Below are 13,643 nucleotides of genomic sequence, written 5' to 3' on the forward strand. Positions count from 1 at the left end.
AGAAAATTCCTCTTATTCAAAGAGCTTTATTTCACTCTAGTGAATAAAAGGAATTCGTTAGTTCCTTGCTATAGTCAGTCCCAGCTAATTGATTGGAAAGTGTGTGTCTCCGCGGACTCTTTCGCTTTAATACACATTAAGGCGCTTAGCAGTCCCGCTTCCATCGGAGATGTCGACTCCGCCTTCCCCTTCAAGATATCGATAAAATTCTGGGCAAGCCGGGCATCGCCACCGCTGTGGCCCGAGTCATCATGCTGTAACATGTAGCTCTCTATGCGGCCAGAGTGATGCATATGAACCTTAATCTCGTTCATCCGAAAATCGAATTCGAGTGTACCCTTATACCCAATAAACCGGGCAGATCTGGTCCCCGCCGATTTGCGTGTATAAAAATTTTGACTATACACGGCATGCATGCCGCTCTCGTATAAAATCATAGCACTCCCTGAATCTTCGAGCCCCGTATCGACGGCGAATGAACAGCCTGGACCTCGTCTTGCCTCATTCGCGTATCGCACCAGATTCAGATCGCTCTCAGGACATGTCTCCCGCTCATCACAGTCTTTGCATACAAGTCCAACCGGTTTGTCACCCTTAAAAATTTGTTTCGACGTCATGGCAGAGATTTGTACTGGACGCAAATCAAGAATCGAATTGATATAGTCGAAATCGTGCGTAGCCTTTTGAAGCCACAACCCGCCTGTCAGCGCCTCATCTCGAAACCACTTCTGAAAATAGCCAGGCCCGTAAGGCACATTGTTAATCGCTTGCACGTGCTCTACTGTACCAATCTTGCCAGAGCCAATAATCTCCTTGGCCAATTGAACATGCTCTGTAAGCCGGAGTGGAAACGAAACAACAATGTTGTTCGTTGTCCCTGCATATTTCATATAGGTTTGTCTCAATTCCACGAGCTCATCCAAATGAATGGCGACTGGTTTCTCTAAAAATAACGGCAGCCCCGTCTTGATTACAAGACTTGCCATTTCAGCATGAAGATTGCAACGCGTACCAATGCAGATGCCGTCCAGTTCACTCGCTCTCAGCATGTCAGACGCATCTGAATAGTAGGCGATGTCATGCGTCCATCCTCGACTTGCTACCTCGCCCTTAACTTCATCGATTTTGATATCCGTCACGGCAACAAGTCGAACATCTGGGTCACAGTGGACGAGCATGTCGATCATATGCCGCATCCTCTTGCCGTACCCAATAACGCCAATTTTCATTGATAGCTTCCTCCTAACCTAACCTTTGATAGCGCCAATCATGACACCTTGAACGAAATACTTCTGGATGAACGGGTACAGAAGCAAAATCGGCAGCGTAGCCACAATAATAATGGCGTATTTGACCTGCATGATCGCCAAGCTTTTCTCTGCGCTAGGCGACATGGAATCCGCGAGACCTTCTGAGTTTTGCACCAGTACCTTCACCAGATACAGTTGAAGAGGCTGTAAGTTCTTATCGGATAAATAAATCAGTGCTCCGAAATAACTGTTCCAATGCCCCACCGCATAGAACAAAATTAGGACCGCAATGATGGGCATGGAAAGCGGTGCAACGACACGATAAAGGATAGTGAGATCATTCGCACCGTCCAATTTGGCCGATTCAATCAAGCTTTCTGGGATATTGGCAAAGAATGTGCGGGCGATGATGACATACCAAACGCCGACTGCACCAAGGATGACGAGCACCCAACGCGAGTTGTACAGACCTAATTTGTTAACCAAAATAAACGTTGGAATAAGGCCGCCGCCGAAAAACATCGTAAATGCAAGGAACACCGTAAGCCATTTCTTCGCAAAAAAGACAGGGCGGGATAACGGATAAGCCAGCAACAATGTCATGATGACATTGAGCGCCGTTCCCGCTACTGTGTAAAAGATTGTGTTCGAATAAGCTTGCCAAACGTCTGGATTTTCAAACACCAGCTTATAAGAATTTAGTGAAAATCCAATCGGGTACAACCAAACTTCATTACTAGCTGCTGCCAATGCTGAGCTTAACGACATACTAACGACATAAACGAGCGGGTACAAACAAACGACGATGACCAGACACATAATGCCGATAATGACATAATCCGCCAACTTGGATTTCCATTTTATCGTATTTGCCATCATACTTCTCCTAGTTACCATAGCGATATYTGTGTAAATTTCCGACTCAGTGTATTGAACATAATGAGCAGGGTAAAGTTGATAACCGCATTGAATAAGTCAATGGCGGCTGCAAAGCTAAAGTCTCCACCCAAAAGTCCCACCCGATAGACATAGGAGGAAATGACGTCTGCTGTTTCATAGGTTGCTGGGGTGTACAGCAAAATTATTTTTTCAAAACCAACACTCATCATTCGCCCTAATGACAGCAATAGCAAGATGATGATCGTAGGCGCGAGGCCAGGCAGTGTGACGTGAATAAGCTGCTTCCACCGGGATGCGCCATCAATTTTGGCAGCTTCGTACAGCATAGGGTCGATGGCTGACAAAGCAGCCAAATAAAGAATAGAATTGTACCCAAAGTTTTGCCAAACATCACTGCCGATATAAATCGTACGAAACCAGCCAGGCTCGCTCATGAAATTGATTTTCTCATGTCCGAACCAACCCAGAATGACATTGACAATGCCCTCATTCGGGGACAGAAACGTAATGACCATCCCCGAAATAACCACCACCGAAATGAAATGGGGCATATAGCTGACCGTTTGCACGACCCTCTTAAATCTTTTCAGTCGAACTTCATTAAGAAGGAGGGCAAAAATAATCGGAATCGGGAAGCTCCAAATCAAATGATAAAGGTTAATTAACAGGACGTTTTTAATAAGCCGCCATGCGTATATCGAGTTGAAAAATTCCTCAAACCAGCGGAATCCGACCCATGTGCTGCCCCAAACTCCCTTTGTAGCTGAATAATCTTTGAACGCAATCAATATGCCGTACATGGGAAAGTAATGAAACAACAGGAAGTAAATGATGCCAGGGAGCGTCATGAGCAATAAATATTTATCTCTGCCTACAATTTTGAAAGCATTCCGGAGCAACGTTTGCCGTTTAGACGCTTTGCTCTCCGGGGCAACTGTTGCGATTTCCATAGCGTCATCCTTTCTTCCTTATTTGCTCTTCATTAATCGATCGTATTGAGCTTGTTTAATGCCAACGATCTCGTCAATGCCGATATCTTTCAAGCGCGCAGTGAACTGATCCCATTTCTCTAGCGGCTCTTGACCGAGGATGAATTTCGCAACCATTTCATCTTTATATGTGGAGAGATCTGTCATTTTACGGTTCAATTTCGCACTTTCCTCATCTGTTGGCATAGCGAATTCGGCAAGCGGCACAATATACGATTCAATTTTCTTCGCCCGTTCCTTCAGCGTATCGTCGGTTAACTTCAACTTTGAAACATAACCTAATCGCAGGGTTGAAGCTACAGATTGCCAGCCTCCGACTGAACGAATAGCCTCAACAGGTCCCAGTCCTTGCGGATTTTTCAGAATGAAATCGGTCATTTGCGCATCGCCGTTTTGCGTCGTATACGTCTGCCCCTCGATGCCCAGCGTCATGCGTTTCGCATTCTCAGGAGAGTACATGACATAATCAAGCCAGCGCATAGCTTCTTCGACATGCTTGGATTCTTTCGTGATAACAGCTTTCCCGTTAGGAAGACCAAGCGTTTCAATATGTCCTTTGTAACCATTCGGCCCTGCAGGCGGGTTCGTCATCACATATTTGCCAGCACTTTCGCCCGCTTCCTTCAGCTTATTGTTCCAAAGCGGTGTTGACTCTTGCCAGTTGATGACGGAACCGGTGATGCTACGGATAATTTTGGAAGTCATTTGATCCTTATTATTGACTGCAAACTCCACGTCTAGCAGCCCTTCTTTAACGAGCTTATTCAGGTAAGTAACCATTTCCTTCGCTTTCGGATCAAGCCATTCGTACTTAATTTTTCCTTGCGCATCTGGATAGAAGCCATCACTGAAACGAAGGTGTAGTCCCCAGGCATTTCCCCAGTTATAGAGCTGGGATACGCCGTTCACATTCGTCATTGGAATCTCATCGGCTTTCCCGTTTCCGTTAGGATCTTTTTCTTTAAACGCTTTCAAAACCTGATACCAATCGTCTGTCGTAACCGGCTCTTTCAGACCCAACTTATCGAGCCAATCCTTTCGAACCAACCAGCCGTAAGGTCCTGCCGCAACTTCCTCATCACGTGAAGTAGATAAATGATACGTAATACCTTCAGGCGATTTCATGAAAGCAGGAAGCAAGGTTTTCTCCTGAAACAGCTTCTTCGCGTTTTCACCGTACTTATTAATGAGTTCGTCAAGCGGTTGCAGCAAACCATCTTTTGCATATTTGTACATATCAAAGTTAGAGAAAATAATGTCTGGCAAATTAGAACGTGCTGCTAGACGTGTCTGCATCGTAGTCTGGAATTGTGCCCCAGGCACGACATCCCATTTGATCTTAATTCCCGTCTTCTTCTCGATCTCTTGGAATACGGGCAGATTTTGCGTCAAACTTGCAGCTGCATATGGATTATCTGGTACAGCAATCGTTAATGTCACCGAACCGTCCGTTACGATCGGCATTGGATTCTTCGCCTCTGCCGTTTTCGCATCTGCCGCTTTGGTCTCAACCGGCTTTGTTGTTTCTTTGGTTGTAGATGCTTCATTCGTACAGCCAACGACAAGGGTCAACGTGAAAGACAAACCTACTGCGGTAGCAATCCATTTTTTCAAATAAAAAACCTCCCTTATTTGGTTGCAATTTCATTCTCGTCTAACGCAGAAGAAGCTGCCAGCGAGATGTAACCTCAGCGTAAATCAGCAGCCCCTTTTCGTCCACGAACAATACTCGTTCTGAAGCGATCATTTTTTTACATTAGCACTTGAAAAGCCTTTCTACGCGCGTTCCTTAAACTTGCTCGGAGTAATGCCCATATATTTTTTAAACAAACGTCGAAATGTTACATCATTTTCAAATCCAATCTTTTGAGCAACCTGCAAAATCGTCGTATCACAAAGCAACAACCTCTGAGAAGCATCTATTCTTTTTTTGTGCACATAATCGATAAAATTAGTACCTGTCTGATCTTTAAAAAATCGACTTAAATAGGAGGCCGTAATATGAAACTGGTCCGATACTTGCGATAACGATAAAGATGGATCTTGATAGTTGTCATTGATGTAATCGAGTACCTGTAGAATCAGCGTGTTGTTGCCGCTTTCTTTCAACCCTGCAATCGTCGCAGCCGCCTCACGATAGAGTTCCTCAATGAAACCGAACATATCTGTCAAATCATCCATCGTCCACAATACTTTCAAATTAAATCTAGTCGGTATGCCCGCTTCCATCTGCTCCAATGCTTTGTAAGATGCAGCGGCCACACTATAGCAGAGAAATCTTGCCATCCCTGCAGTCAAACAATRTGCAGCGATATGATGATTAACGGTCTCACGTGCAATGCGAATCGCTTCGTGAATGGCTCCGCTTTTGATCGCAATGATTAAGGATTCTTCTTCTGGGAAGTATCCTCTCCAATCTCCGCGATCCTCGATTTCATCTACGTAGATCATAGTTCCCTCTCCTCGAACGAATCGGTAATCGACCGCAGCGGAGGCATCTTCATATGAATGAGAGAGCTGATCACAATGTTCGTACATCCTCCCAATGCCGACTGACTTGTAGGTCCAACTGCACTGCGTTAGGAACTCCGCAACCCGTGAAACAGCTTCGGCTCGCTCCCCGGTCTCGTTCATATTCAAAACGACAGCCTTGCGGCGCGGTTCCAACTCGACCCAATAAGCAGCAGCATCCAGTGGCATGAAGATTGCTTGTAACTGCCGATGCTGTGACTCATCCAACACTCGGTCTTCATCGATCAGAATGACCATACACATCACGTAGTTCCGCTCAAATTCAAGTCCAAGAAATGCCATTGTTTCGCGCAGCACTGGTTTTTGGGCCGCATCAGGCTTCAGTAAATGATTCAGACAGGTATTACGCGCAAGCGGTCGATATAATTCAATTTCACTAGTGTTTCGATTCGCATTCGTAATCATGTCCAGAATGGCATGCTCAAGCACATTGAATTCATTCTTATCCGTATCTTCATTGAACAGCTTGCTGCGCACCGTGCTCATAATTCGGGCAATGGGCCGGTAATTGCGCATCGTCAGCAAATAGGACAAAAATAAACCCAACACCATATAGAACAACGTCAAAGCAGCTGCGACTACCTGAATGTAAAGCAATTCATTTGAAAATGTTTGGGCAGGGATCGCCACCGTATACATCCAATTGGTTTTGGGTGATTGCACATGATAAAGTGCATAAGATTCGCCCTGCGCGCTTTCCCATTTCAACGATTTGCTAATCGTGGAGTAATCACTCGTTTTGGTGGATTCGAACGCTGCTTCATTCGTCTGTGCGATCAGCTGATCAGATGAATCCGTGATGAGAAGAAGGCTATTCTTAAGCAGCGTCGATTTTGCAAACACATCCAATAGCGCCTGCTCATCAATAAATAACACCAGTGTTGCTAGGAAATTCGAGTCTCCAGGAGGCAACGATTGGATATACGTAAGCTTGGCATGCTGCTTATTGTCAGCATCAATCTCTTGATGAATCATCAGACGTCGGTCGTTCCGAACAGATAAGGTTTGTTTCCATTCTTCCCAACCTACGTGATCAAAATGAACCAAATCTGAGAAAAACCGCTCTAGATTGTCCTTGCCTTTGGTTGATAAGACAGTATCCTTTTCGTTCAAATAAACAGCAATATCCTGAACAAATTCATACGTTGTTTTATACAATTTCAGCTCCTGCAAAATGTTCAACATCTCCGCAATATCGACCCTGTCATATCCTAGGGTCGAGCCCTCCATATTCATGAGCTTGGATACCCAGGGCGTATAGGAAAATTGCAAAGCAAACGAATCCATCCGTTCAAAATGGAGATCAACTTCCTTCTGGATGTCGTGTAAGGCACTGCTATATGTAAATTGAGTCTGCTCGCGTAGCGAATTATAAGCCCAATAATAGGCCGCAATGCCAAACAGCAGAAACGGCACCGTAATCAATATTAGATATGAAGCGAATGTTCGTATGAAAATGCTGTTTCTCTTTTTAAAATACGATAACCCGTTCATATACCCCTCCGTCGCGCTTTATCCATGTAAATTTTTGTTTGCCACAGGTAAAAAACAAATCTCTATTCGGTGCATTCGAAATCAGATAGCATCATTCTTATGTAGTCATTACATTGCTCTAGCAGAGCAATTTGTAAAGGAGTCGATTGAATGGAACAGACTGGAAAAATAGCCATTATTTCAGATATTCACGGCAATGTTCCCGCTTTGCGAGCTGTCCTTCAGGATATTAGGGAACGATCCATTTCCCGCATTATTTGTCTTGGTGATATTGTTGGTAAAGGGCCCAACTCCGATGAAGCTGTTGATCTCATCAGAAGCAATTGCGAAGCCGTCATCCAAGGCAATTGGGATGTATTGATGGGGAGTCATCAGGTTAGTGAAGACTATGCCTGGCACCAACGACAACTAGGCCAATCGCGAATCCAGTATTTGTCCTCATTGCCATTCTCCATTGATTTTCGCATCAGCGGTAATCGGGTAAGATTATTTCACGCATCAGCAACGAGCGTATTTCACCGAGTCCAACCTTGGGATTCTCTGGAAAGCCGACTCGCGTTGTTCCACAATACCGATCAAACCGGTACGCCCGAAGACGGTTGTACACCAGACATCATTGGATATGGCGATGTCCACCAAGCATTCATCCAGCACCTAAACGGAAAAACCTTATTCAATGCGGGCAGCGTCGGTAACCCCCTTGAACTCCCGCTAGCTTCTTATGCCATTATGGAAGGGGTGCTTGATTCTGAGATTGTCGCCCCTTATTCGATTCAATTCATCCGATTACCTTATGATATTGAATGGGCTCTGCACCTTGCCAAACAAGCAAATATGCCGTCATTCGCAGAATATCAATTTGAGTTGACTACCGCCAAAACGAGGGCCTTGATGAAAAAATAACTTAATAGAATGCACGTCTTGAATGCTCATATTTGTTTCTTATTTTATGAACATGAGACGCACCTGGCTCTATAAGTAGCACATCTGGAATCTCTCCTATCGTATTTAATAGATTCGTTAAGGTGATCTCATCGTTACTTGCAGACACAGAAATTCGTATCGTTATCTTACATGAAGAATCGTTCTCGTTCATTCTCTCCATGGAAGATCCAGTTTGAATGTGCAAGACCTGTATGTTCATTGTCACCAACTTGTTAATCACTTCACTTAAACTTGCCGGTTTGTCTGAGACACCTAAAGTAAATTCAATTTGCTTCCGCTTACGAATGAGGTACTTCTCCCAATGATTTAAGACAAACAAACAAAATAATACGAGAATAGCGGTCAAGAAGGAAACATAATAGAACCCCGCTCCGACAGACAAGCCAATTGCTGCTACTACCCATATAGAAGCAGCAGTTGTCAACCCAGAAACGGTCGAGCCATTACGCATAATGGCTCCAGCTCCAAGAAAACCTATACCGCTAATGACTTGGGCCGCCAATCGCGCTGGATCCCCCCTAACGGTAGTATCGTTCATAAAGTCACTGAACCCATAAATAGATAAAAGCATGATTGTCGTCGATCCAAGGCAAACTAAAATATGAGTTCGCAGCCCAGCCGCATGGTTACTCATTTCTCGTTCCAAACCGATACAACCTCCTAAGACCAGTGATAAAATCATTCGCAACGTTAGATCAAAATGAGATATATGCCAGATCGTATTATGTATTTCCAATCTAATCCCCCACTTATATCAGTCTCCTCTTATTCAAAACTAAATGTCGGCAATGAGTCCAAAAGGCTCCGTATGCGTCTGACCACCCGGTCCGAAGAGTCGAGCACGCACGTACTGGCGTACTTCGCTTGTTGTGTCCAGATGAATGGTTTTGTCGGTCGATACCACTCTACCTTCCGCAGATATCCACTCTATTGTGGCGTAATTTTGCGCTTCCACAGTGATCGTCTGGGCATTTCCATCGACCTTGATATCACTGATGACGGGAGGCATGCCCACTGGCATATCTGGAATCCCACTAGAGGTAGAAAAGATCAACTTGCCGTTTATCAAAGCGTCCTTAGCCGCTGCTTCCGTTTTTTCTTCTAACAACAGGTAGGTCCAGCCCTTCCCCACCGCATTCACATGATGCGAGTCGTCTGTGCTAGTTCCCCACACATTCCTTTTAGGCATTAGCGAAGTTAGCAGTTGATCCCACATCGTTTCACTGTTATTTTTGTCAAATTGGCCTACATTAAGCACTTCTATCCCGACAACATGAGGAAACTTGTTAAGAAGTTCGCGTGTAAAATCAAATTCAGAGGTGCTTCCGCCCCGAGCGGGATGATTGACATACATAATGCCGCCTAATTTCCCAACATTGATAATATTTTGTTCGAAACCCTCAGTTATATAACGGCCTTCGCCTCTTCTGTCAAAATAGTTCGTAAAGTAGCTGGACATATGTGTGTTTTTGCTAAGTTCGTTGCCTTGGATGGCGATCATAGGACTGTTGGACACCCCCCAATCGCTCCAAGGATAAGTCACATAGTCGTGATCTGTGATCGCAAGAGCTTCATAACCTAATGCCTCGTACCTCTCAATCATTTCCTTCGGCGTATTGACGACGTTGTCTGACCATTCTCCTATGGGTTCATTCGAATTCAAGGTATGTGAATGAAGATTGGCTTTGATGTGTTTTACGGTACGCCAATTTATTTCAGAATAGGGATTGTTAATGATAAATTTACACGTTGCCGACATTGTGCGTTCCCCTTTCTTATTCAATTCAATTAATCAGCTCCTCATACCTGCGACGGTATGTACTTGGCGGCTGCCCGAACGATTTCTTAAACTGTCTTGAAAAATATAACGGATCAGAAAACCCGGTGGAGTATGCGATCTGTTTGATAGATAACGGCGTGCATAACAACAATCGAGCCTGCTCCATCCTGATCTGGAGGAGGAATTGCATTGGCGATGTCCCCGTTTGAAGCTTAAACATTTTAGAAAGATGCGTTCGGTGATATCCTAATGCCCTTGCCAACTTCCCAATGGAAACTGGCTTCGCATAGTTAAGTAGCAGCCAATCGACAGCATCTTGAACTTGCTTATTTTCTTCTATTGGCACTTGCCTTGCATCGCTGACTGACAGTACCATCGTGATTCCCGCCTCTCCAGAAAATCCCCTACAAAAGTCCATCTGTTCCTGATTGGATTCCGTCTTCTTTTCAGATAGAGTTCTAGTTGGGAGCGCATAATTAGCGCTTCACACTGAAAGGAGTTGGTAATTGATATGAACGTGAAAAAAAGTAAGCTGATTGCATTTGCCTTGTTTTTGTCGTTTATGCTGTTTGGCGGGACTTTGCCTGTCGCATTGGCGGCGGATGCCATTTCCCCACTTCCGCATCTGGGTATTTATTACGGTTGGCCCTCACTCGTCAACGGCGCTGCAGGCAATGTAACAACGGCTACAGCAACATTCAATCAATTTGACGTTCTCGTTTTTGGTGACGGTATCGAACATGCAGCTCACGGAGATAATGCGAAAACAAAAACTATCATTACGAGCTTGAATGCAAGCGGTAAAAAAGTATTCGGTTACGTGGACCTCGGTGTTTCCACTCAAAATCTAAGCATCGCCACGATGAAAACGTATGTGGACGAATGGAAAAGCATGGGCGCCTACGGCATATTTTTGGATGATTATGGGTTCGATTACGGCGTCACACGCGCCAGACAAAATACGATGCTAACCTATATTCACAGCGTAGGACTGAAAGCATTCATGAACTCATGGAACATTGATCACGCGCTTGGCAATCTAGACGAATCTGGCGTAAGCAATCCTCCTAGTACGGTAGCAGGCGATTATTACTTAGCGGAAAGCTGGCTCATCTCAGGGAATAGCTATCAATCCGTTTCGAGTTGGTCGGCCAAAGCTGACAAAGCGCTCAGCTACTATCGTTCGAAAGGCGTGATTACTGCCGCTTTGTCGACGAATGCTGCAAATGGAGCAACAGCTTCGGACAACACAACAGACAAATTTAAGATGGCTTGGTGGGGCGCTGCCATGTATGGCTTCCCGTTCCAGTGGACGGATCTTTGGTACTCGGCAAGCAATAACACCCTCCATTACTATTCGAACTTAAGTACCAGTTACGGATCGACCTTCCCAGCCGATCCTGTTCATCAAAGCAGCTCCACGCTAAACTCTCGCGTTTCTAACTCAGGTACAATCAACGTCAACGGTAACGGATCTACAACTGGCACTGGCAGCTTTACGTCAACTTCAACAATTACCATTGACGGCAGTACAAGCGACTGGTCAGCCATCACGGCGCTTAACAGCAGCGGGTCTGGTGCGGTTTCCACAATAAAAGCCACAAATAACGGTTCGAACCTGTACCTCCTAATTCAGGGAAGCGGCTTAAATGTGAAGAATCAATTTTATTTGAACACGGACAACAGCACAACTTCCGGATACAACCCGACTGGATGGACAACAAGCGGCGTCGATGATTTATTGGAGAATGGCTCACTGCATACGTACGCAGGCACGAATAACAGTTTTACCTGGACACCTGTCTTAACGTTAAGTTCAGCTCAATTCGTCAATAATGGTAGTACGATTGAGGTCTCCATTCCATTATCCACACTAGGTTTAAGCGCGGGAAATACGATACGAGTAGGTTTCATTAAAAATGATTCGGCAACGGATCGCTTGCCTGCATCAAGCGGAACACTTTACAGCTACACCTTGCATTAGTCAAGGAATATGGAAGAAGAGCCATGTTGATAAACATGGCTCTTTTCTTTTTATCTCGACAAATTGAAAATACGATAAATCATCACAGCTGCTTGCGCGCGAGTTGTATAATCACTTGGTGCAAAGCTGCCGTCTTCCATGCCAGTTACGATTCCAGCTTGACGAAGCGCTGTTACCGCAACTTTGGCATACTCCGCGATCATCGATTGATCTGTGAATGCCTGAGAGCTCGCCGTGCTCGGCAATTTCAAGCCCGACTTTTGGGCCATGCGGTAGATCATAACAGCCATATCTTGACGGCTGATTTTCTCATTGATGCCATAACTGCCATCTTCCTTACCGTTAACGATGCCAAGTTGTTGCGCACTAGCGACGGCTTGCTCATACCAAGTTCCCCGCTCTACATCACTAAATGTGCTCGTTGCTTGTTGATTGATTAAATCCAATGCTCCCATGAGCATTTGAATAAATTCAGCTCTTGAGACTTGACCTTGAGGACTAAAATGACCTTCGCTGATGCCGGATACGATTTGACGAGCTTCAAGACCCTCAATGTCAGCTTTTGCCCATGGCACAGTTCCTAAATCTGTAAACACGGACTTCACGTCTACTGCGGCATATTGGCTAAAATGAGCTGGTTTGAATTCAACCATGCCCGTCACGGCGTTGTATTTGCCGTTTTTGACAACTTCTAATTTACCATCGGCAGACAAGTAGTAGATAACAATCTGATGAGGTGATTCACCTGGCTGCAGCTTGTATGGAATAGCGACTACAGGACGGTCATTTCCAAATTTGCTAATAGTCTGGCCATCGACCGTCAGTTTGAAGTCATAGACGGTGTGATTTCCAATTGTAAGCTTGACCGCATCCGACAATGATGCAGTGTCTACTTTAGAAACAGTAAGCTGAACATCACCTGATTTACCTGAGTCATTCAACAGTCCTGGGGAAATAGTGACGATCGCCAGACCTGTATTGATTTCGATTTTATCGATTCCAGCATCATTCGCATGCTGAATTTGCTGTGATGGTATTTGAACGACGACTTGATTCGATTGCTCTGCTCCCTTAATGTTAATCTGCATGTTGTGATCCGTTGTGGAATTAAGTGCTTTATCAAATAGGTCTGGCATAATGTTGACGTTCGATGTACCGTTGGGGCCTGGCGTTGTATCTACATTTACTACTCCTGGGCTTCCTGAGTTTCCTGGATTTCCTGGATTTCCTGGATTTCCTGGGTTTCCTGGGTTATCAACGCTAGTCACTGTAAGTTCAATCGCGCTGTCGGAACCGTTTGGTATAAATCGACTCTCAGCCAAATTAGCGTCCATCAATTTAACCAAGCTAACAGACACTTTCACTTTACCTGCATCTTTGCCGGTAAAAACAAATTTACAAAGTTCTGATTCCCCGTTTATGACAGGCTGGTTAGTATTCAGGGCGAAGGCGCAACGAATTTGATTACTTTCCGTTTTCTGGGCCGAAGAGCCAGTTCCTTGCATTACATTTTGAGGTTCCCCTGGCGTTATGAATGTCGACTGATCCCAGTTCAATTGCACTTCATATGCTGCAACACCTTGTAGACCGCTACCCTTCACGGTAAAAGTTACACTATCCTTGACTTTAATCGTACTCACGTCTGAAGTTAAACTGAATGTTGGCGAATTGCTGGCGAAAGCTTTATTTCCTAGTAAGGGTAAGACCATACAACAAGTTAGCATAAATGCAAGAATGGCAATACGTCTCATGAAGTCAACACCTCTTTT

At 44.8% G+C, this 13,643-nt stretch carries 11 protein-coding genes; 2 read left to right on the forward strand and 9 right to left on the reverse strand.

Features of this window, described 5'->3' with window-relative positions:
• Window positions 1-74: 74 nt before the first annotated feature.
• From AC1DVJ_RS12140 to AC1DVJ_RS12160, 5 genes are all read right to left on the reverse strand, one after another.
• A complete protein-coding gene (locus AC1DVJ_RS12140; RefSeq protein ID WP_477591003.1) occupies window positions 75-1,229 on the reverse strand; it encodes a Gfo/Idh/MocA family protein in 1,155 nt (384 codons plus the stop codon).
• Window positions 1,230-1,247: 18 nt separating this feature from the next.
• On the reverse strand, window positions 1,248-2,126 hold the full coding sequence (locus tag AC1DVJ_RS12145) for a carbohydrate ABC transporter permease (RefSeq protein WP_477591005.1): 879 nt from the start codon (window positions 2,124-2,126) through the stop codon (window positions 1,248-1,250).
• A gap of 14 nt (window positions 2,127-2,140) precedes the next feature.
• On the reverse strand, window positions 2,141-3,100 hold the full coding sequence (locus AC1DVJ_RS12150; RefSeq protein ID WP_477591007.1) for an ABC transporter permease: 960 nt from the start codon (window positions 3,098-3,100) through the stop codon (window positions 2,141-2,143).
• Between the two features lie 18 nt (window positions 3,101-3,118).
• Window positions 3,119-4,753: an extracellular solute-binding protein gene (locus AC1DVJ_RS12155; RefSeq protein WP_477591009.1), complete on the reverse strand. Its 1,635-nt coding sequence runs from the start codon at window positions 4,751-4,753 to the stop codon at window positions 3,119-3,121.
• A 162-nt stretch (window positions 4,754-4,915) separates the two neighbouring features.
• The gene (locus tag AC1DVJ_RS12160) at window positions 4,916-7,165 is read right to left on the reverse strand and encodes a helix-turn-helix domain-containing protein (RefSeq protein WP_477591011.1); all 2,250 of its coding nucleotides are present in this window, start codon (window positions 7,163-7,165) and stop codon (window positions 4,916-4,918) included.
• Window positions 7,166-7,315: 150 nt separating this feature from the next.
• On the opposite strand from AC1DVJ_RS12160, the gene AC1DVJ_RS12165 reads away from it, so the two are divergent.
• Window positions 7,316-8,068, forward strand: coding sequence for a metallophosphoesterase family protein (locus AC1DVJ_RS12165; RefSeq protein ID WP_477591013.1), 753 nt, complete (start codon window positions 7,316-7,318; stop codon window positions 8,066-8,068).
• A 1-nt stretch (window position 8,069) separates the two neighbouring features.
• Here AC1DVJ_RS12165 and AC1DVJ_RS12170 read toward each other — a convergent pair whose 3' ends face one another.
• The 3 genes from AC1DVJ_RS12170 to AC1DVJ_RS12180 all read right to left on the reverse strand — a co-directional run bounded on the left by AC1DVJ_RS12170 (window position 8,070) and on the right by AC1DVJ_RS12180 (window position 10,266).
• Entirely contained in the window at window positions 8,070-8,792 is a 723-nt protein-coding gene (locus AC1DVJ_RS12170; protein ID WP_477591099.1) for an MgtC/SapB family protein, read from the reverse strand.
• Between the two features lie 93 nt (window positions 8,793-8,885).
• Window positions 8,886-9,869, reverse strand: a complete 984-nt coding sequence (locus tag AC1DVJ_RS12175; RefSeq protein WP_477591015.1) for a CehA/McbA family metallohydrolase domain-containing protein — start codon at window positions 9,867-9,869, stop codon at window positions 8,886-8,888.
• Between the two features lie 25 nt (window positions 9,870-9,894).
• Window positions 9,895-10,266 (reverse strand): helix-turn-helix domain-containing protein, encoded by a 372-nt coding sequence (locus AC1DVJ_RS12180; RefSeq protein ID WP_477591017.1) that lies wholly within the window; start codon window positions 10,264-10,266, stop codon window positions 9,895-9,897.
• A gap of 135 nt (window positions 10,267-10,401) precedes the next feature.
• On the opposite strand from AC1DVJ_RS12180, the gene AC1DVJ_RS12185 reads away from it, so the two are divergent.
• On the forward strand, window positions 10,402-11,874 hold the full coding sequence (locus tag AC1DVJ_RS12185) for a hypothetical protein (protein WP_477591018.1): 1,473 nt from the start codon (window positions 10,402-10,404) through the stop codon (window positions 11,872-11,874).
• A 50-nt stretch (window positions 11,875-11,924) separates the two neighbouring features.
• Here the strand turns inward: AC1DVJ_RS12185 and AC1DVJ_RS12190 are convergent, their stop codons facing one another.
• The gene (locus AC1DVJ_RS12190) at window positions 11,925-13,625 is read right to left on the reverse strand and encodes an S-layer homology domain-containing protein (RefSeq protein WP_477591020.1); all 1,701 of its coding nucleotides are present in this window, start codon (window positions 13,623-13,625) and stop codon (window positions 11,925-11,927) included.
• Window positions 13,626-13,643 lie beyond the last annotated feature (18 nt).

The sequence above is a fragment of the Paenibacillus sp. P4_A9 genome, from assembly GCF_056402415.1.